At 66.4% G+C, this 19,232-nt stretch carries 26 protein-coding genes; all 26 read left to right on the top strand.

The features are described 5' to 3' along the window. Window positions 1–919, top strand: a 919-nt coding sequence (gene thiE / locus BDO18943_RS40570) for a thiamine phosphate synthase (RefSeq protein WP_210771975.1), incomplete at its 5' end; no start/stop codon positions are given. An 84-nt stretch (window positions 920–1,003) separates the two neighbouring features. Further along, window positions 1,004–1,825 (top strand): ABC transporter ATP-binding protein, encoded by an 822-nt coding sequence (locus tag BDO18943_RS40565; RefSeq protein ID WP_006477138.1) that lies wholly within the window; start codon window positions 1,004–1,006, stop codon window positions 1,823–1,825. After that, window positions 1,822–2,589: a lipid asymmetry maintenance ABC transporter permease subunit MlaE gene (mlaE, locus tag BDO18943_RS40560; protein ID WP_006477137.1), complete on the top strand. Its 768-nt coding sequence runs from the start codon at window positions 1,822–1,824 to the stop codon at window positions 2,587–2,589. The genes BDO18943_RS40565 and mlaE overlap by 4 nt, the downstream gene beginning before the upstream one ends. A 30-nt stretch (window positions 2,590–2,619) precedes the next feature. Beyond that, a complete protein-coding gene (gene mlaD, locus BDO18943_RS40555; protein ID WP_175026503.1) occupies window positions 2,620–3,168 on the top strand; it encodes an outer membrane lipid asymmetry maintenance protein MlaD in 549 nt (182 codons plus the stop codon). Window positions 3,169–3,198: 30 nt separating this feature from the next. Continuing rightward, window positions 3,199–4,107, top strand: coding sequence for an MlaA family lipoprotein (locus BDO18943_RS40550; RefSeq protein WP_175026502.1), 909 nt, complete (start codon window positions 3,199–3,201; stop codon window positions 4,105–4,107). A gap of 109 nt (window positions 4,108–4,216) precedes the next feature. Beyond that, window positions 4,217–4,846, top strand: a complete 630-nt coding sequence (locus tag BDO18943_RS40545) for an MlaC/ttg2D family ABC transporter substrate-binding protein (RefSeq protein ID WP_175026504.1) — start codon at window positions 4,217–4,219, stop codon at window positions 4,844–4,846. Next, window positions 4,843–5,118, top strand: a complete 276-nt coding sequence (locus BDO18943_RS40540; RefSeq protein WP_043191779.1) for an STAS domain-containing protein — start codon at window positions 4,843–4,845, stop codon at window positions 5,116–5,118. Before BDO18943_RS40545 ends, BDO18943_RS40540 begins: the two co-directional genes overlap by 4 nt. 192 nt (window positions 5,119–5,310) lie before the next feature. Then, window positions 5,311–6,237 carry an ABC transporter ATP-binding protein gene (locus BDO18943_RS40535; RefSeq protein WP_011350722.1) on the top strand — a complete coding sequence of 309 codons (927 nt, stop codon included), beginning with the start codon at window positions 5,311–5,313 and terminating at the stop codon, window positions 6,235–6,237. Continuing rightward, window positions 6,234–6,989, top strand: coding sequence for an ABC transporter permease (locus tag BDO18943_RS40530; protein ID WP_011350723.1), 756 nt, complete (start codon window positions 6,234–6,236; stop codon window positions 6,987–6,989). The genes BDO18943_RS40535 and BDO18943_RS40530 overlap by 4 nt, the downstream gene beginning before the upstream one ends. A gap of 56 nt (window positions 6,990–7,045) precedes the next feature. After that, window positions 7,046–7,285, top strand: a complete 240-nt coding sequence (locus BDO18943_RS40525) for a BolA family protein (RefSeq protein WP_006477131.1) — start codon at window positions 7,046–7,048, stop codon at window positions 7,283–7,285. Window positions 7,286–7,299: 14 nt separating this feature from the next. Further along, the gene (murA, locus tag BDO18943_RS40520) at window positions 7,300–8,649 is read left to right on the top strand and encodes a UDP-N-acetylglucosamine 1-carboxyvinyltransferase (protein ID WP_027788541.1); all 1,350 of its coding nucleotides are present in this window, start codon (window positions 7,300–7,302) and stop codon (window positions 8,647–8,649) included. Beyond that, a complete protein-coding gene (gene hisG / locus BDO18943_RS40515; RefSeq protein WP_043191773.1) occupies window positions 8,646–9,299 on the top strand; it encodes an ATP phosphoribosyltransferase in 654 nt (217 codons plus the stop codon). The genes murA and hisG overlap by 4 nt, the downstream gene beginning before the upstream one ends. Window positions 9,300–9,323: 24 nt before the next feature. Beyond that, window positions 9,324–10,640: a histidinol dehydrogenase gene (gene hisD / locus BDO18943_RS40510; protein ID WP_175026501.1), complete on the top strand. Its 1,317-nt coding sequence runs from the start codon at window positions 9,324–9,326 to the stop codon at window positions 10,638–10,640. 144 nt (window positions 10,641–10,784) lie between these two features. Continuing rightward, window positions 10,785–11,858, top strand: coding sequence for a histidinol-phosphate transaminase (gene hisC / locus BDO18943_RS40505; RefSeq protein WP_175026500.1), 1,074 nt, complete (start codon window positions 10,785–10,787; stop codon window positions 11,856–11,858). Window positions 11,859–11,923: 65 nt separating this feature from the next. Beyond that, a complete protein-coding gene (gene hisB / locus BDO18943_RS40500) occupies window positions 11,924–12,511 on the top strand; it encodes an imidazoleglycerol-phosphate dehydratase HisB (protein ID WP_011350728.1) in 588 nt (195 codons plus the stop codon). Window positions 12,512–12,573: 62 nt separating this feature from the next. Further along, window positions 12,574–13,194: a YchE family NAAT transporter gene (locus BDO18943_RS40495; protein WP_011350729.1), complete on the top strand. Its 621-nt coding sequence runs from the start codon at window positions 12,574–12,576 to the stop codon at window positions 13,192–13,194. Then, the gene (gene hisH / locus BDO18943_RS40490) at window positions 13,191–13,832 is read left to right on the top strand and encodes an imidazole glycerol phosphate synthase subunit HisH (protein WP_011350730.1); all 642 of its coding nucleotides are present in this window, start codon (window positions 13,191–13,193) and stop codon (window positions 13,830–13,832) included. The genes BDO18943_RS40495 and hisH overlap by 4 nt, the downstream gene beginning before the upstream one ends. Before the next feature lie 163 nt (window positions 13,833–13,995). Next, window positions 13,996–14,751 (top strand): 1-(5-phosphoribosyl)-5-[(5-phosphoribosylamino)methylideneamino]imidazole-4-carboxamide isomerase, encoded by a 756-nt coding sequence (gene hisA / locus BDO18943_RS40485; RefSeq protein ID WP_043191766.1) that lies wholly within the window; start codon window positions 13,996–13,998, stop codon window positions 14,749–14,751. 107 nt (window positions 14,752–14,858) lie between these two features. Next, the gene (gene hisF, locus BDO18943_RS40480; protein WP_175026499.1) at window positions 14,859–15,632 is read left to right on the top strand and encodes an imidazole glycerol phosphate synthase subunit HisF; all 774 of its coding nucleotides are present in this window, start codon (window positions 14,859–14,861) and stop codon (window positions 15,630–15,632) included. Further along, a complete protein-coding gene (gene hisI / locus BDO18943_RS40475) occupies window positions 15,632–16,048 on the top strand; it encodes a phosphoribosyl-AMP cyclohydrolase (RefSeq protein ID WP_039366640.1) in 417 nt (138 codons plus the stop codon). The genes hisF and hisI overlap by 1 nt, the downstream gene beginning before the upstream one ends. Further along, window positions 16,045–16,410, top strand: a complete 366-nt coding sequence (locus tag BDO18943_RS40470) for a phosphoribosyl-ATP diphosphatase (RefSeq protein WP_006751798.1) — start codon at window positions 16,045–16,047, stop codon at window positions 16,408–16,410. Before hisI ends, BDO18943_RS40470 begins: the two co-directional genes overlap by 4 nt. A 71-nt stretch (window positions 16,411–16,481) precedes the next feature. Further along, a complete protein-coding gene (locus BDO18943_RS40465) occupies window positions 16,482–16,874 on the top strand; it encodes a DUF4870 family protein (protein ID WP_043191763.1) in 393 nt (130 codons plus the stop codon). Between the two features lie 31 nt (window positions 16,875–16,905). Beyond that, complete coding sequence (locus BDO18943_RS40460; RefSeq protein ID WP_043191762.1) at window positions 16,906–17,271, top strand: histidine triad nucleotide-binding protein; 366 nt, start codon at window positions 16,906–16,908, stop codon at window positions 17,269–17,271. 93 nt (window positions 17,272–17,364) lie between these two features. Next, a complete protein-coding gene (gene tatA, locus BDO18943_RS40455) occupies window positions 17,365–17,601 on the top strand; it encodes a Sec-independent protein translocase subunit TatA (RefSeq protein WP_175026498.1) in 237 nt (78 codons plus the stop codon). Window positions 17,602–17,627: 26 nt separating this feature from the next. Further along, complete coding sequence (tatB, locus tag BDO18943_RS40450) at window positions 17,628–18,158, top strand: Sec-independent protein translocase protein TatB (protein ID WP_175026497.1); 531 nt, start codon at window positions 17,628–17,630, stop codon at window positions 18,156–18,158. A gap of 41 nt (window positions 18,159–18,199) precedes the next feature. Then, complete coding sequence (gene tatC / locus BDO18943_RS40445; protein WP_175026496.1) at window positions 18,200–18,988, top strand: twin-arginine translocase subunit TatC; 789 nt, start codon at window positions 18,200–18,202, stop codon at window positions 18,986–18,988. Window positions 18,989–19,232 lie beyond the last annotated feature (244 nt).

The raw sequence follows: 19,232 nt of genomic DNA, 5'->3' as shown, positions 1-19,232 counted from the left end.
ATCGCGGCCCGCGGCGCCGGGCGCGGTCGCGATCGAATTCGACGAGCAGGGCGCGGTGCTGCACACGGCGGGCGCGCGCCACGCGCTCGACGCCGCGCATCCGCTCGCGGACGACTGGATTGCCGCGCTCGCCGCGTTCCTCGATTGCGGCTTTGCGCCGGTCGATGCGCTGGTGCTGGCGCTGGCCTGGCGCGACGGCGACGAAACGCGCGCCGCCGATGCTTGGCCGGTCGATGCCGCGCGGTTCCCGCGTGTCGCCGGGCTGCCGGCCGCGCCCGAACCGGCATTCGCGCCGTGCCCCGCGCAACTCGGCCTTTATCCGGTCGTGCCGGACGCCGAATGGGTCGAGCGCGTGCTCGATTGCGGCGTGCGGACCGTGCAGTTGCGTGTGAAAGGCGCAACGCCGGACGCCTTGCGGCGGGACATCGCGCGCGCGGTCGCGGCCGGGCGCCGCTATCCCGATGCGCGCGTGTTCATCAACGATCACTGGCAGATCGCTGTAGAAGAGGGGGCGTACGGCGTTCATCTGGGCCAGGAAGACCTCGAAACGGCCGATCTGGCCGCGATCGCGCGCGCGGGCCTGCGGCTCGGACTTTCGAGCCACGGTTATTACGAAATGTTGCGGGCACTGCACGAGCGCCCGAGCTACCTCGCGCTCGGCCCCGTGTACGCGACCGCGACCAAGGCCGTTGCTGCGCCGCCACAGGGCCTCGCACGGATCGCCCGTTATGCGCGCTTCGCGGGCGCGCGGGCGCCGCTCGTCGCGATCGGCGGGGTGGGGCTCGACGCGCTGCCGGCCGTACTGGCAACGGGCGTCGGCAGTGTCGCGGTGGTCAGTGCGGTGACGGGGGCGGCCGACTATCGGGTCGCCATTGCTGCGTTGCAACAATGCTTTCCCGGACAATTTGACAATCATTGACCGGAGGGGCTGAAGCGGCGTCACGACATCATTCCAAGGCAGGCCCTATAATTCGGCGTTCTGCGTAAAAGGACTGTCAGCTCCGTGAGCCCCACTCCTACCGAGACACTGCTGGAACTTCGCGACGTCGACTTTGGCTACGGCGACCGCCTCGTCCTGTCCAACCTGAACCTGCGCTTCGGGCGCGGGCAGGTGGTCGCGGTCATGGGCGGGTCGGGTTGCGGCAAGACGACCGTGCTGCGCCTGATCGGCGGCCTCGTGCGTGCGCGCCGCGGCCAGGTGCTGTTCGACGGCGCCGATGTCGGCGCGCAAACGCGCGACGGCCTGTACGCGCTGCGCCGCAAGATGGGCATGCTGTTCCAGTTCGGCGCGCTGTTCACCGACATGTCGGTGTTCGAGAACGTCGCGTTCGCGCTGCGCGAGCATACCGACCTGCCTGAAGACCTGATCCGCGATCTCGTGCTGATGAAGCTCAACGCGGTCGGGCTGCGCGGCGCGCGCGACCTGATGCCGTCCGAGGTGTCGGGCGGGATGGCGCGCCGCATCGCGCTGGCACGCGCGATCGCGCTCGACCCGCAGCTCATCATGTACGACGAGCCGTTCGCGGGCCTCGATCCGATCTCGCTCGGCATCACCGCGAACCTGATCCGCACGCTGAACCAGGCGCTGGGCGCCACGTCGATCCTCGTCACGCACGACGTGCCCGAATCGTTCGCGATCGCCGACTACGTGTATTTCCTGGCCAACGGCGGCGTGCTCGCGCAGGGCACGCCCGACGAGCTGCGCGCATCGACCGATCCGAGCGTGCGGCAGTTCATCGACGGCGCGCCGGACGGCCCGTTCAAATTTCATTACACGAGCCCGCCGCTCGCAGCGGATTTCGGGCTCGGCGGAGGGCGCGCATGATCAGCGCGATCGGACGTTACGTCATCGGCGGCCTCGAGCGCGCGGGCTACGGCACGCGGCTGTTCGTGCGCCTCGTGCTGGAATTCTTCCCGCTGCTGCGCCGGCCGCGGCTGGTCACGAAGCAGATCCATTTCCTCGGCAACTATTCGTTCGTGATCATTGCCGTGTCGGGGCTGTTCGTCGGCTTCGTGCTCGGCCTGCAGGGGTATTACACGCTGAACCGCTACGGTTCCGAGCAGGCGCTCGGCCTGCTGGTTGCACTGTCGCTCGTGCGTGAACTCGGGCCGGTCGTCACCGCGCTGCTGTTCGCGGGCCGCGCGGGCACGTCGCTCACGGCCGAGATCGGTCTGATGAAAGCCGGCGAGCAGCTCACCGCGCTCGAAATGATGGCGGTGGATCCGATCAAGAACGTGATCGCGCCGCGCATGTGGGCGGGCATCATCGCGATGCCGCTCCTGGCGGCGATTTTCAATGCGGTCGGCGTGCTCGGCGGCTACTTCGTCGGCGTCGTGCTGATCGGCGTCGACCCGGGTGCGTTCTGGTCGCAGATGCAGGGCGGCGTGCAGGTCTGGGCCGACGTCGGCAACGGCGTGCTGAAGAGCATCGTGTTCGGGTTCGCCGTGACCTTCATTGCGCTGTATCAGGGGTATGAAGCGAAGCCCACGCCCGAAGGCGTGTCGCGCGCGACCACCAAGACGGTCGTGTTCGCATCGCTCGCCGTACTCGGCCTCGATTTCCTGCTGACCGCGCTGATGTTCAGCTAAGCCTCAGCCAAGCCAAATTTTGGGATGACGATGAAAAAGACTGCTCTCGACTTCTGGGTCGGCCTGTTCGTGGTGGTGGGCTTCCTTGCGGTGCTGTTCCTGGCGCTGAAGGTCGGCAACATGAGCTCGCTGTCGTTTCAGCCGACCTATTCGGTGAGGATGAAATTCGACAATATCGGCGGGCTGAAGCCGCGTGCGGCCGTGAAGAGCGCCGGCGTCGTGGTCGGCCGCGTGAAGTCGATCGGCTTCGACACGAATACGTACCAGGCGCTTGTCACGATCGATGTCGACGGCCAGTATCAGTTCCCGAAGGATTCGTCGGCGAAGATCCTGACGTCGGGCCTGCTCGGCGAGCAATATATCGGCCTCGATCCGGGCGGCGACACCGAAATGCTGAAGTCGGGCGATACGATCACGATGACGCAATCGGCGATCGTGCTCGAGAACCTGATCGGCCAGTTCCTGTACAGCAAGGCCGCCGACGCGGGCGGTGCGAAGCCGGCAGCCGGTGCGCCGGCCGCGCCTGCACCGGTGGCGGCGTCGGCGGTGTCCGCCGCGTCCGGTTCGGCGGCCCAATAACCACACGAGAGAATACAGAGGGTAATGACCATGCAGACGATCCGCATCAGGCACGCCGCACTGGCGGTAGCGGCAGTCGCCGCGTTGAGCGGCTGCGCGACCGTGCAGACGCCGACCAAGGGCGATCCGCTCGAAGGCTTCAACCGGTCGATGTACAAGTTCAACGACACGGTCGATACGTATGCGCTGAAGCCGGTCGCGAAGGGCTACCAGTACGTGGTGCCGCAGCCGGTGCGCGACAGCGTGACGAACTTCTTCTCGAACATCGGCGACGTCTACATCGCGGCGAACAACATCGTGCAGCTGCGGATCGCGGACGGTGTCGGCGACATCATGCGCGTCGTGATCAACACGGTGTTCGGCGTCGGCGGCTTGTTCGACGTCGCGACGATCGCGAAGCTGCCGAAGCACACGGCCGACTTCGGGATCACGATGGGCCGCTACGGCATGCCGTCGGGCCCGTATCTCGTGCTGCCGCTGCTCGGCCCGAGCACGCTGCGCGACACGGCCGGCCTGGGCGTCGACTACGTCGGCAACCCGCTGACCTACGTGAAGCCGGACGGCCTGAGCTGGGGCCTGTTCGGTGTCAACCTCGTCAACACGCGTTCGAACCTGCTCGGCGCGGGCGACGTGCTGGATGCCGCGGCGCTCGACAAGTATTCGTTCGTACGTAACGCGTACCTGCAACGCCGCCAGATGCTGATCAGCAACGCGCGCGGCGAAGCCGCCGCGACGTCGAGCAACGATGCGCTGCCGAAGTACGACCTGCCGGAAGACGGTGCGGCACCGGCGGCAGGTGCGTCGGGCGCGGCGGTGGCCGCCCCGGCGTCGGGTACGGCCGAATCGCCGAACCCGGCCAGCGCAACGACCGTGCCGCCGATGCAGGTGGCGCCGCCGTCGCCGGGCGGGTTCCGCTTCCCGAGCATCCGGCTGCACTGACGGATTTACATTCGTTACAGCCGGAAACGATTCAGTCGGTAGCGTGCGCGAACTTGCGCGTAAGCTACCTGCTCCAACCTACGCATCGACTCATATGCAGGTCACCATGATGAAAAAACTGTTCCTGATCCCCGTTTTCGCGGCGCTGTTCTCGTTCGGCAGCGCGGCCCAAGCGCAAGTCGACCAGTCGAACCCGCAGGTGCTGATCAAGACGGCGACGCAGCAGGTGCTCGACGAAGTCAAGCAGCAGACGATCAAGCAGGGCGACACCAACCGCATCATTACGATCGTCAACAAGGACATCCTGCCGTACACCGATTTCCGCCGTACCACGCAGCTCGCGATGGGCCGCAACTGGCGCACGGCGACGGCCGAGCAGCAGCAGCAGGTTCAGGAGCAGTTCAAGCTGCTGCTGATCCGCACGTATTCGGGCGCGCTGGCGCAACTGAAGCCGGACCAGCAGATCCAGTACCCGCCGTTCCGCGCCGATCCGGCCGATACCGATGTCGTGGTCAAGACGGTGGCGATGAACAACGGCCAGCCGGTCCAGATCGATTACCGCCTGTACAAGTCGGCGAGCGGCTGGAAGGTGTATGACCTGAACGTGCTCGGCGCGTGGCTGATCCAGACGTACCAGCAGCAGTTCAACGAGAAGATCCAGCAAAGCGGCGTGGACGGCCTGATCCAGTTCCTCACGCAGCGCAACCAGCAACTTGCCGCTGGCAAGCAAGCGTCGTGAGCGGCTTCGAAGCCGGCTCCTCGCTGACCGTCGCGAGCGCGAAGTCCGCGCTCGCGGACGGTCTTGTGCGCATCGGCGCGGGCGCGACCGCCGTCGATTGCGCGGCGCTGACGCAGTTCGACTCGTCCGCGCTCGCCGTGCTGCTCGCATGGCAACGTGCCGCCAAAGCGCGCGGTGCGACCCTCGACATCCTCAATCTCCCCCCGAAGCTCGCCAGCCTCGCGCGCGCCTACGGCGTCGACGCGCTCATCGAAGGTACCGGGCGACATTGACCCTGTCCGACCGGAGCCTGCCGCGCCGCCCGGCGCGCGCAAGCTTCAGGCCGCGTGCCTCCCGCACCGGCTCCACCAGCCGGTTTGCCCTATAATCAAGCGTTTTGCGGGGCAGCCAATCGGCGTCCGGCCCCCATTTTCTTTCGCAGCAAGCACAGAATAGGCGTCGCGGCCCTGGCGTCGCGCACAGTCATGTCAGCCATAGAAATCCGTCACGTCAAGAAGCGCTACAAATCGCTTCAGGCGCTCAAAGGCGTCAGCCTGTCGGTCGAGGAAGGCGAGTTTTTCGGTCTGCTCGGCCCCAACGGCGCAGGCAAGACCACGCTCATCAGTATCCTCGCCGGGCTCGCCCGGGCCGACGAAGGCAGTATCTCGGTGCGCGGTCACGACGTCGTCAAGGACTTCCGTGGCGCGCGCCGCGCACTCGGCGTCGTGCCGCAGGAACTCGTGTTCGATCCGTTCTTCACCGTCCGCGAGACGCTGCGGATCCAGTCCGGCTATTTCGGGCTGCGCCGCAACGACGACTGGATCGACGAAGTAATGGCCAATCTCGACCTCACCGAGAAGGCCGATGCGAACATGCGCGCGCTGTCGGGCGGGATGAAGCGCCGCGTGCTGGTCGCGCAGGCGCTCGTGCACCGGCCGCCGGTGATCGTGCTCGACGAACCGACCGCCGGCGTCGACGTCGAATTGCGCCAGACGTTGTGGAAATTCATCTCGCGGCTGAATCGCGAGGGCCACACGATCGTGCTGACCACCCATTACCTCGAGGAAGCCGAGTCGCTGTGCGACCGCATCGCGATGCTGCGCCGTGGCGAAGTGGTCGCGCTCGACCGCACCGACGCGCTGCTGCGCCGCTTCGCGGGGCTGCAGCTCTACCTGCGCCTCGCGACCGGCGCGCTGCCGTCCGAGCTGCGCGGGCTGGAGTCCGACCCGGCCGCCCGCGCGCCGGGCGAGCACCTGCTGCGCTTGACGAGCTACGACGATGTCGAGCGGATCCTCGCGCAATGCCGCGCGGCGGGCTGCACGTTCGACGAGATCGAGGTCCGCAAGGCCGACCTCGAAGATGTGTTCGTCCAGGTGATGAACGGGGCAGACGTCATCGAGGGATTGGCATGAGTGGGTTTCAAACGCTGTTCTACAAGGAACTGCTGCGTTTCTGGAAGGTGTCGTTCCAGACGGTGTGCGCACCGATCGTCACGGCGTTGCTGTACCTGACGATCTTCGGCCACGCGCTGTCGGGCCGCGTCGAGGTCTATCCGGGCGTCGAGTACGTGAGCTTTCTCGTGCCGGGCCTGGTGATGATGAGCGTGCTGCAGAACGCGTTCGCGAACAGCTCGTCGTCGCTGATCCAGTCGAAGATCACCGGCAACCTCGTGTTCATGCTGCTGCCGCCGCTGTCGTACCGCGACATCTTCGGCGCGTACGTGCTCGCGTCCGTGGTGCGCGGCCTCGCGGTCGGCACCGGCGTGTTCGTCGTGACGATCTGGTTTATCCCGATGCATTTCGCGGCGCCGCTGTTCATCATTGCGTTCGCGCTGCTCGGCTCGGCGATCCTCGGCACGCTCGGCCTGATCGCCGGGATCTGGGCCGAGAAGTTCGACCAGCTCGCCGCGTTCCAGAACTTCCTGATCATGCCGCTGACGTTCCTGTCCGGCGTGTTCTATTCGACACACTCGCTGCCGCCCGTGTGGCGCGAGATCTCGCGTCTCAATCCGTTTTTCTACATGATCGACGGCTTCCGTTTCGGGTTCTTCGGCGCGTCCGACATCAACCCGTTCGCAAGCCTCGCGATCGTCACCGGTTTCTTCGTGCTGCTCGCGCTGATCGCGATGCGGCTGCTCGCGACCGGCTACAAACTGCGTCATTGATATCGACAGGCAGCGGCCGCCATCGGGGCGGCGCGCGCCGACAGGAGCCTTACACCATGTTGCCGACTCCCGAACAGGTCAAGCAATACATCGCCGGCGGTCTCGCCTGCACGCATCTGGAAGTCGAAGGCGACGGCCAGCATTTCTTCGCGACGATCGTGTCGGCGGCCTTCGAAGGCAAGCGGCCGATCCAGCGGCACCAGCTGGTCTATGCGGCGCTCGGCGATCGCATGAAACAGGAAATTCACGCGCTCAGCATGAAGACGCTGACGCCCGCCGAATGGCAGAACGCATAACCGGAAATCACTGAGTGCAAGTCACCGTCAACGAGCGCGACGCCGTCCAGAGCGTCGCCACGGCACACCCGGCCGCCAACGGGGAATCGCATGGCCATGGGATGGACAAGCTCGTGATCGAAGGCGGCCACCGCCTGTCGGGCGAGATCGTCGTGTCGGGCGCGAAGAACGCCGCGCTGCCGATCCTGTGCGCGGGGCTGCTCACTGCCGATCCGGTCGATCTCGACAATGTGCCGAACCTGAAGGACGTGCGTACCACGCTGAAGGTGCTGAACCAGATGGGCGTGAAGAGCGAGACGGATGGTTGCCGCGTGCAGCTCGACGCGTCGCGCGTCGACAACCTCGTCGCGCCGTACGAGCTCGTGAAGACGATGCGCGCGTCGATCCTCGTGCTCGGGCCGCTGCTCGCGCGCTTCGGTGAGGCGAAGGTGTCGCTGCCGGGCGGCTGCGCGATCGGCGCGCGTCCGGTCGACCAGCACATCAAGGGTCTGCAGGCGATGGGCGCCGAGATCAGCATCGAACACGGCTTCATCGAAGCCCGCGCGAAGCGCCTGAAGGGCGCGCGCATCGTGACCGACATGATCACGGTGACGGGCACCGAGAACCTGCTGATGGCCGCGACGCTGGCTGACGGCGAGACGGTGATCGAAAACGCCGCGCGCGAGCCGGAAGTGAGCGATCTCGCACACTTGCTGGTCGCGATGGGCGCGAAAATCGACGGCATCGGCACCGATCGCCTCGTGATCCAGGGCGTCGAGCGGCTGCACGGCGCGCGCCATTCGGTGATCCCCGACCGCATCGAGGCTGGCACGTTCCTGTGCGCGGTCGCGGCGGCCGGCGGCGACGTGATGCTGACGGGCGTGCGCCCGCACATCCTCGACGCGGTGATCGACAAGCTGCGCGAAGCCGGCGTGTCGATCGAGGAAGGCGACAGCTGGCTGCGCGTGAAGATGGATCGCCGCCCGTCGGCGGTCACGATCCGCACGTCGGAATACCCGGCGTTCCCGACCGACATGCAGGCGCAGTTCATGGCCCTCAATACGGTCGCGACGGGCACCGCGCAGGTCGTCGAAACCATTTTCGAGAACCGTTTCATGCACGTGCAGGAGCTGAACCGGCTTGGCGCGAACATCACGATCGACGGCAACACCGCGCTCGTGACGGGCGTTGAGAAGCTGTCGGGCGCGAACGTGATGGCGACCGACCTGCGCGCGTCGGCGAGCCTCGTGATCGCCGGGCTGCGTGCCGACGGCGAGACGCTCGTCGACCGCATCTATCACCTGGACCGCGGCTACGACCGCATGGAAGCCAAACTGACCGCCGTCGGCGCGAACGTGCGCCGCCTTTCCGGGAGCCAAGCATGACCGCGCCGCTGACCCTCGCCCTGTCGAAGGGCCGGATTTTCGAGGAAACCCTGCCGCTGCTGGCCGCGGCCGGCGTGCAGGTGACCGAGGATCCGGAAACGTCGCGCAAGCTGATCCTGCCGACGACGAACCCCGACCTGCGCGTGATCATCGTGCGCGCGAGCGACGTGCCGACCTATGTCGAATACGGCGCGGCCGATTTCGGCGTGGCCGGCAAGGACGTGCTGGTCGAACACGGCGGCTCGGGCCTGTACCAGCCGATCGATCTGAACATCGCGCGCTGCCGGATGTCGGTGGCCGTGCCGGCCGGTTTCGACTACGCGAGCGCCGTGCGCCAGGGCGCGCGCCTGCGCGTCGCGACGAAGTACGTCGAAACGGCGCGTGAACACTTCGCCGCGAAGGGCGTGCACGTCGACCTGATCAAGCTGTACGGCTCGATGGAGCTTGCGCCGCTGGTCGGGCTGGCCGACGCGATCGTCGACCTCGTCAGCTCGGGCGGCACGCTGAAGGCGAACAATCTGGTCGAGGTCGAGGAGATCATGGCGATCTCGTCGCGCCTCGTCGTGAACCAGGCTGCGCTGAAGTTGAAGCGCACGGCGCTCAAGCCGATCCTCGACGCGTTCGAACGCGCGTCGCAGAATGGCGGTTGAGCGCATCACCGTAACGGAACTCCCATGTCCATCACCATCCGCAAGCTCAATTCGACGAGCGAAGGCTTCGGCGCCGAGCTGCGCGCGCTGCTCGCATTCGAGGCGAGCGAAGACGCGGCGATCGAGCAATCGGTCGCGCAGATCCTCGCCGACGTGAAGTCGCGCGGCGACGCCGCGGTGCTCGAGTACACGAACCGCTTCGACCGGCTGAGCGCGAACAGCGTCGCCGCGCTGGAGCTGCCGCAGGACGCGCTGCAGACGGCGCTCGACGGCCTTGCGCCGAAGGCGCGTGCGGCGCTGGAAGCGGCTGCGGCGCGAGTGCGCGCGTACCACGAGAAGCAGAAGATCGAGTGCGGCACGCATAGCTGGCAATACACGGAAGCGGACGGCACGGTGCTCGGCCAGAAGATCACGCCGCTCGACCGCGTCGGCCTGTACGTGCCGGGCGGCAAGGCCGCGTATCCGTCGTCGGTGCTGATGAACGCGATTCCCGCGCGCGTCGCGGGCGTCGGCGAGATCGTGATGGTCGTGCCGACGCCGGACGGCGTGAAGAACGACCTCGTGCTCGCCGCGGCGCTGCTCGGCGGCGTCGATCGCGTGTTCACGATCGGCGGTGCGCAGGCGGTCGGCGCGCTCGCATACGGCACGGCGACCGTGCCGGCCGTCGACAAGATCTGCGGCCCCGGCAATGCGTACGTCGCGTCGGCGAAGCGCCGCGTGTTCGGTACGGTCGGCATCGACATGATCGCCGGGCCGTCGGAAATCCTCGTGCTGTGCGACGGCACGACCGATCCGAACTGGGTCGCGATGGACCTGTTCTCGCAGGCCGAGCACGACGAACTCGCGCAGTCGATCCTGCTGTGCCCGGACGGTGCGTTCCTCGAGCGCGTCGAAAAGGCGATCGACGAGCTGCTGCCGTCGATGCCGCGCCGGGACGTGATCCGCGCGTCGCTCGAAGGCCGCGGCGCGCTGATCAAGGTGCGCGACATGGCCGAAGCCTGTCGGATCGCGAACGACATCGCGCCCGAGCACCTGGAAATTTCCGCGCTGGAGCCGCAGCAATGGGGCCAGCAGATCCGCCATGCGGGCGCGATCTTCCTCGGCCGCTACACGAGCGAGAGCCTCGGCGACTACTGCGCGGGCCCGAACCACGTGCTGCCGACGTCGCGTACCGCGCGCTTCTCGTCGCCGCTCGGCGTGTACGACTTCATCAAGCGCTCGAGCGTGATCGAGGTCAGCGCCGAAGGCGCGCAGACGCTCGGCGAGATCGCATCCGAGCTCGCGTACGGCGAGGGGCTGCAGGCGCACGCGAAGAGCGCCGAGTTCCGGATGAAGAACTGACCGTACGCTGTTTGGGGCCGCGGCCGGCGCCGATGCGCCGCCCGGCCTGCCCCCGAAGGCCGGGGCTGGAGACACCTGCGCAGGGCGGCAGCCGCCGCTCTGCCGATCATTTGACGCCGGCGCGACGCACGCCGGCTTGAGACCATGACGACGCCACAAGACATCATCCGCCGCGACGTGCTCGCGATGACGAGCTACCCGGTGCCGGACGCGAGCGGGTTCGTGAAGCTCGACGCGATGGAGAACCCGTACCCGCTGCCCGAACCGCTCGCCGCGGCACTCGGCGAGCGTCTCGCGCAGGTCGCGCTGAACCGCTACCCGGCGCCGCGCCCGGCCGCGCTGCTCGACAAGCTGCGCCACGCGATGGGCGTGCCGGCCGCCTGCGACGTGCTGCTCGGCAACGGCTCGGACGAAATCATCAGCATGATGTCGGTGGCCTGCGCGAAGCCGGGCGCGAAGGTGCTCGCGCCGGTGCCGGGCTTCGTGATGTACGAGCTGTCCGCGAAGCTCGCGCAACTCGAATTCGTCGGCGTGCCGCTGAAGGCCGACCTGACGCTCGACGTCGACGCGATGCTTGCGGCGATCGCCGAGCACCGTCCGGCGCTCGTCTATCTCGCGTACCCGAACAACCCGACCGGCACGCTGTACGACGATGCCGACATCGAACGGATCATCGCGGCCGCGCGGCACAGCCTGATCGTGATCGACGAGGCGTACCAGCCGTTCGCCGTTCGCTCGTGGCTGCCGCGCGCCGCCGAGTTCGACAACGTCGTCGTGATGCGCACGGTGTCGAAGCTCGGTCTCGCGGGCATCCGCCTCGGCTATCTGGTCGGTTCGCCCGCGTGGCTGACCGAATTCGACAAGGTGCGCCCGCCGTACAACATCAACGTGCTGACCCAGGCGACCGCCGATTTCCTGCTCGACCACCTCGACGTGCTTGACGCGCAGGCGGCCGATCTGCGTGCGGAACGCACGCGCCTCGCGCAGGCCGTGGCCGCGCTGCCGGGCGCGACGGTGTTCCCGAGTGCCGGCAATTTCCTGCTGGTGCGCGTGCCGGACGCGGCTGCCGTGTTCGACGCGCTGCTCACCGAGCGGGTTTTGGTCAAAAACGTGAGTAAAATGCATCCGTTGCTGGCTGAATGCGTGCGGCTGACCGTCGGTTCTCCCGACGAAAACGCGCGCCTGCTGGCCGCTTTGAAACTCGCGCTGCCCGGTTGAGCCTCTGGGCGCCGCAGCGCGAAACGATCAATCCCCATTTACATCGACTCAGTCAAGGAATTGCCATGCGTGTGGCGGAAGTCGTTCGCAATACCAGCGAAACGCAGATCCGTGTGAAGCTCAATCTCGACGGCACGGGCCAGCAGAAGCTGGCCACCGGCGTGCCGTTCCTCGACCATATGCTCGACCAGATCGCTCGACACGGTCTGGTCGATCTCGAGGTTGAAGCGCATGGCGATACGCATATCGACGACCACCACACGGTCGAGGATGTCGGCATCACGCTCGGGCAGGCCGTCGCGAAGGCGATCGGCGACCGCAAGGGCATCCGCCGCTACGGCCATTCGTACGTGCCGCTCGACGAAGCGCTGTCGCGCGTCGTGATCGACTTCTCGGGCCGGCCGGGCCTCGAATTCCACGTGCCGTTCACGCGGGCGCGGATCGGCACGTTCGACGTCGACCTGTCGATCGAGTTCTTCCGCGGGTTCGTGAACCACGCGGGCGTCACGCTGCACATCGACAACCTGCGCGGGATCAACGCGCACCATCAGCTCGAAACCGTGTTCAAGGCATTCGGCCGCGCGCTGCGTGCGGCGGTGGAGCTGGACGAGCGTGCGGCGGGGCAGATCCCGTCGACGAAGGGCAGCCTCTGAACCTGAACTGACCGGAGCGTCAAGGACAACCTCACGGCTTCGGCGCGCGGCGCCGGCTTGCGATGGATCTGCTCAAATCGTTCATTTCGCTGCTTGCGCTGATCAACCCGGTCGGTGCGGTACCGTTCTTCCTGAGCCTGACGGCGCAGCAGACGGATGCCGAGCGGCGGCGCACGATCCGGATCGCGTCGGTATCGGTGTTCTGCGTGATCACGGTGACGACGCTGCTCGGGCAGCAGATCATCAACTTCTTCGGCATTTCGGTCGGGTCGCTCGAAGTGGGCGGCGGGATCATCATGCTGCTGATGGCGATCAACATGCTGAACGCGCAGATCGGCAACACGCGATCGACGCCGGAGGAGCGCCACGAGGCCGAGCTGAAGGACAACATCGCGGTCGTGCCGTTGGCGATTCCGCTGCTCACGGGCCCCGGCTCGATCAGCACGGTGATCATCTACGCGGCGAACTCGCATCACTGGTATGAGCGGGCCGGGCTGGTCGCGATCGGCGCGGTCCTGGCTTTTCTGTGTTTCGTCGCGATGCGGCTCGCCGAGCCGATCGCGAACTGGATCGGCCGCACGGGCATCAACATCGCCACGCGGCTGATGGGTCTGATGCTGTCGGCGCTGGCGGTGGAATTCATCGTCAATGGACTGAGGGCGCTACTGCCTGCACTGAGATGAAAACTTCGATTGCGATTGTGGATTATGGGATGGGCAACCTGCGCTCGGTCGCGCAGGCGCTCAAGAAGGCCGAACCGGCCGCCGACGTGGCGATCGTCGACACGCCGGCCGCGATCCGCGCGGCCGACCGTGTCGTGCTGCCCGGCCAGGGCGCGATGCCCGACTGCATGCGCTCCCTCGGCGAATCGGGCTTGCAGGAGGCCGTGATCGAGGCCTCGCGCACGAAGCCGCTGCTCGGCGTGTGCGTCGGCGAGCAGATGCTGTTCGACTGGAGCGCGGAGGGCGACACGAAGGGCCTCGGCCTGCTGCCCGGCAAGGTCGTGCGTTTCGAGCTCGACGGCCGCCTGCAGGACGACGGCTCGCGCTTCAAGGTGCCGCAGATGGGCTGGAACCGCGTGCGTCAGTCGCAGCCGCACCCGCTGTGGGACGGCGTGCCCGACGACGCGTATTTCTACTTCGTGCACAGCTATTACGTGACGCCGGACAACCCGGCACATACGGTTGGCGAAACGGCCTACGGTGCGCCGTTTACGTCCGCGGTCGCGCGGGACAATCTCTTCGCGACCCAATTCCACCCCGAGAAAAGCGCGGAGGTCGGGTTGCGTCTGTATCGCAACTTCGTGCACTGGAAGCCGTGAACGTCGCGTGCGTGCCACAGTCGGCGGGCCGGAGAGGCCCGTCTTACGGGGCTCGCCCGCCTAAGCACCGAAAGAGTTGTACTAAACTAGCGAGACGGCGCGGTACCGGATTGGCCGGTACGCGCCGGATTCTTTTCTTTTTCCACGACGACACCCGATTGCTATGTTGCTGATTCCGGCCATCGATCTCAAAGACGGTCAGTGTGTGCGCCTCAAACAAGGCGATATGGACCAGGCCACGATTTTCTCCGAGGACCCGGCGGCGATGGCCCGCAAGTGGGTCGATCTCGGCGCCCGGCGGCTCCATCTCGTCGACCTGAACGGCGCGTTCGCCGGCAAGCCGAAGAATCTCGAGGCGATCGAAGCGATCCTCGACGAAGTCGGCGATGAAATCCCCGTACAGCTCGGCGGCGGCATCCGCAGCCTCGAGACGATCGAGAAGTATCTCGATGCGGGCCTGTCCTACGTGATCATCGGCACCGCGGCCGTGAAGGATCCGGGCTTCCTGCAGGATGCGTGCACCGCGTTCGCCGGCAGCATCATCGTCGGGCTGGACGCGAAGGACGGTAAGGTCGCGACCGACGGCTGGAGCAAGCTGACCGGCCACGAAGTGATCGACCTCGCGCAGAAGTTCGAGGACTACGGCGTCGAATCGATCGTCTACACGGACATCGGCCGCGACGGGATGCTGCAGGGCATCAACATCGAGGCGACCGTGAAGCTCGCGCAGGCGGTCGGCATCCCGGTGATCGCCAGCGGCGGCCTGTCGAACCTCACGGACATCGAGAATCTGTGCGAAGTGGAAGAGCACGGCGTCGAAGGCGTGATCTGCGGCCGCGCGATCTACTCCGGCGATCTCGATTTCGCGGCCGCGCAAAAGCGCGCGGACGAACTGAACGGCGAACTCGACAACGCGTAACCGCGGTTGTCCCGCTCGCCGGGGCTGCCAGCAGGCGGCCCCGACCGGAAGCCTCGCGCGAGGCTTTCCGTAACCGGCCGTCCCATCGCGGCATTTGGCGCAACATCATGGCTCTAGCTAAACGCATCATCCCCTGCCTGGACGTGACTGCCGGGCGTGTCGTCAAGGGCGTCAACTTCGTCGAGCTGCGCGACGCCGGCGACCCCGTCGAGATCGCCCGCCGCTACGACGACCAGGGCGCCGACGAACTGACGTTCCTCGACATTACCGCGACGTCCGACCAGCGCGACCTGATCCTGCCGATCATCGAAGCCGTCGCGTCGCAGGTCTTCATTCCGCTGACCGTCGGCGGTGGCGTGCGCGCCGTCGAGGACGTGCGACGCCTGCTGAACGCGGGCGCGGACAAGGTCAGCATGAATTCGTCGGCGGTCGCGAACCCGCAGCTCGTGCGCGATGCGGCCGACAAGTACGGCTCGCAGTGCATCGTCGTCGCGATCGATGCGAAGCGCGTGTCGGCCGACGGCGAGACGCCGCGCTGGGAAGTCTTCACGCACGGCGGCCGCAAGAACACGGGCCTCGACGCGATCGAATGGGCGCGCAAGATGGCCGAGTTCGGCGCGGGCGAGATCCTGCTCACGAGCATGGACCGCGACGGCACCAAGTCGGGCTTCGACCTCGCGCTCACGCGCGGCGTGTCGGACGCGGTGCCGGTGCCGGTGATCGCATCGGGCGGTGTCGGCTCGCTGCAGCACCTGGCCGACGGCATCAAGGACGGCCGCGCCGATGCGGTGCTGGCCGCGAGCATCTTCCACTACGGCGAGCACACGGTTGGCGAGGCGAAGCGCTTCATGGCCAATCAGGGCATCCCGGTGAGGCTGTGATGAATACGGAAACGAATGCATTGCCCGCGTGGCTGGATAAAGTCCGCTGGGACGACAACGGCCTCGTGCCGGTGATCGCGCAGGAAGCGTCGACGAACGACGTGCTGATGTTCGCGTGGATGAACCGCGAGGCACTGGCGAAGACGATCGAGACGCAGCGCGCGGTCTATTATTCGCGTTCGCGCAAGCGCCTGTGGTTCAAGGGCGAGGAGTCGGGCCACGTGCAGCACGTGCACGAGGTGCGGCTCGACTGCGACGAGGACGTCGTGCTGCTGAAGGTCGAGCAGGTGTCGGGCATCGCGTGCCACACCGGCCGGCATTCGTGCTTCTTCCAGAAATTCGAAGGCACCGTCGACAGCGGCGACTGGGTCGCGGTCGAACCGGTGCTGAAAGATCCCGAACACATCTACAAATGACGCAATCGACCGAAGACACGCTGCTGCGCCTCGCGGCCGTGATCGATAGCCGCAAGGGCGGCGATCCCGATCAATCGTACGTATCGCGCCTGTTCCACAAGGGCGACGACGCGGTGCTCAAGAAGATCGGCGAAGAGGCGACGGAAGTCGTGCTGGCCGCGAAGGACGTGCGCCAGGGCGGCGCGCCGACCGCGCTCGTCGGCGAGGTGGCCGACCTGTGGTTCCACTGCCTCGTGATGCTGTCGCATTTCGACCTGAGCCCGGCCGATGTGATCGGCGAGCTCGAGCGCCGTGAAGGGCTGTCGGGTATCGAAGAGAAGGCCCTGCGCAAGCGTCGCGAGCGCGAGGAAAACGGCGGCTGACATGTAGCGTCCCGCCGCGGTGGCAACAGTGCGGTAAGCTGTAAGAATTGTCATCTAACGGGGGTAGCATCATGAACGATACGTCGAACCAGTTTCCGACGCCTGCGGTGCCGGGGGCTGCGGACGCCGAACGCCTGAACGGGTTGCGCACGCTGACTCACGTGCTCTACGGCCTCTATGCGTTTCATTGGCTGACGGGCGGCGTCACGGGCATCATCGCGATCATCATCAACTACGTGAAGCGCGACGACGTGGCCGGCACGCCGTATGCGGCCCACTTCGAGTGGCAGATCCGCACGTTCTGGCGCGCGCTGATCGCGTACGTGATCGGGTTCGCGCTGATGTTCGTGGTGGTCGGATTCGCAGTGATGTTTGTCACATGGATCTGGACGCTGTACCGTATCATCAAGGGTTGGCTGTACCTGAACGACAACAAGCCGCTCGATCCGCAGGCCTGGTTCTGACCGGCTGCGCGCGGGCGTCTGCAGGAGCAACATGAGTCACGATCCGAATTGCCTGTTCTGCAAGATCGCGGCAGGCGAGATCCCGAGCACGAAGGTGCACGAGGACGACGAATTCGTCGCGTTCCGCGACATCCGCCCGGCGGCCGAGACGCACGTGCTGGTGATTCCGCGCCAGCATCTGCCGACGCTGTCGGCGGCGAGCGAGACCGATGCGCCGATGCTCGGCCGGCTGATGCTGCTCGTCTCGCGTCTGGCCGACCAGCTGGGCGTCGCTTATACGGGCGGCGAAACCGGTTTCCGCACGGTGATCAACACGGGCCCGGGCGGCGGGCAGGAGGTCTACCACCTGCACGCGCATATCCTGGCGGGTCCGCGCCCCTGGCAGCGGATGGGTTGACGGCGCGGGGCGTATCCCCGCATCGATTGTCGAAGCCGGCGCGTTGCCGGCGATTTACGCTGCATCGCGGCGTGGTTGAGGAGAGGTTTCATCATGGGTGGATTGAGCATTTGGCACTGGCTGATCGTGCTGCTGATCGTCGCGCTGGTTTTCGGTACCAAGAAGCTGCGCAACATCGGTAACGATCTCGGCAGCGCCGTGAAGGGTTTCAAGGACGGCATGAAGGACGGCGAAGCACCGGCGGACGCGCAGCAACTGCCGCGCTCGGGCTCGGGCTCGGTCGACGTCAACGCGAAGGAAACGACGCGTTCCGACTCGAACAAGGCGTAACGCCGGCACGCTGACAGGCATTCGCGATGCTGGATCTCGGTCTTTCGAAGATGGCGCTGATCGGCGTCGTCGCGCTCGTGGTGCTCGGCCCCGAGCGCCTGCCGCGCGTTGCGCGTACGGCAGGCGCGCTGTTCGGCCGCGCGCAGCGGTATATCAATGACGTGAAGGCCGAGGTCTCGCGCGAAATCGAACTCGACGCGCTGCGGACGATGAAGACCGATTTCGAAGCGGCCGCGCGCAATGTCGAGACGACGATTCACGACAACCTGCGCGAGCACGAGAAGGAACTGAACGACACGTGGCATTCCGCGGTCGGCGGTCTCAATGAAGCGGCGGGCGACGCCGGTTCGACCGGTTCCGACACGCCCGCGGCGCCGTCCTGGCGCGGTAGTTCGGCCGCGCTCGCGCCGAAGCGTCGCAACTGGCGCGTCAAGCAGGCGGCTGCGCCTGTCTGGTACAAGCGCGCGACCACGCGCCGCACGCACGTGCAGTCGGGCGCCGCGCGCGTTGCGCGCCACCAGCCGGCCAGCCTGCGCCGGCCGACGCGCTTCTTCTGAGCCGAGCGCATGCTCGCTCGTCAATCCTACCGAGGGCCGGCGTGAGCGACCCCCAGCAGAACCCGGGCGACGCCCCGGAAGAAACCTTCATTTCCCATCTCGTCGAGCTTCGCGATCGCATCATTCGCGCGGGCGCGGCCGTGATCGTCGTGTTCCTCGGGCTCGTCTACTGGGCGCCCGACATCTTCCGGCTGCTCGCGCGGCCGCTGATGCAGAACCTGCCGAAAGACGGCAAGATGATCGTCACCGATGTCACCGGCTCGTTCTTCGTGCCGATGAAGGTCACGATGCTCGTCGCGCTCGTGATCGCGCTGCCGATCGTGCTGTACCAGATCTGGGCGTTCGTCGCGCCGGGGCTGTACCAGCACGAGAAGAAGCTCGTCGCGCCGCTCGTCGGCAGCAGCTACGTGCTGTTCCTGTGCGGGATGGCGTTCGCGTACTTCCTCGTGTTCCCGACGATCTTCCGCGTGATGGCGCACTACAACGCGCCGCTCGGGGCGGAAATGACCACCGACATCGACAACTACCTGAGCTTCGTGCTCGGGATGTTCATCGCGTTCGGGGTCACGTTCGAGGTGCCGATCGTCGTCGTGCTGCTCGTCCGGATGGGCGTGCTGTCGCTGAAGAAGCTGAAGGAGATGCGGCCGTACGTGATCGTCGGCGCATTCATCGTCGCGGCGGTCGTCACGCCGCCGGACGTGTTCTCGCAACTGATGCTCGCGTTGCCGCTGGTCGTGCTGTTCGAGATCGGGCTGCTGGCTGCGCGGTTCTTCGTGCCGAAGAAGCCGGCCGAAGAGGGCGACGCGGAGAACGGCGAAGCCGCCAGTTGACGGCAGCGCGCCGGGGCGGTGCGCGGCGGGGTCGGTCTTCCGGCCGCACCTGAATGGGCCCGGTGGTGCTGGGTTAGCTGGAAAGCACGTGGCGAGGCCACCTTCCCGGCAACGAAGGTCTTTCGATACAAAACAAAAGGGCAGCCAAGCGGCTGCCCTTTTTCATTTCCGTGACCCGTCCTGAAATAGGTTGACACTTTTTCGCCGAAGCGAAGAGGTGCCAAGTGCAACAAGGGATCAAACG

Origin of the sequence: Burkholderia aenigmatica (assembly GCF_902499175.1) — a bacterium.
GTDB lineage: Bacteria > Pseudomonadota > Gammaproteobacteria > Burkholderiales > Burkholderiaceae > Burkholderia > Burkholderia aenigmatica.
Note: the sequence above shows the minus strand (reverse complement) of the source record. Positions and strands in the feature narration are given on the sequence as shown.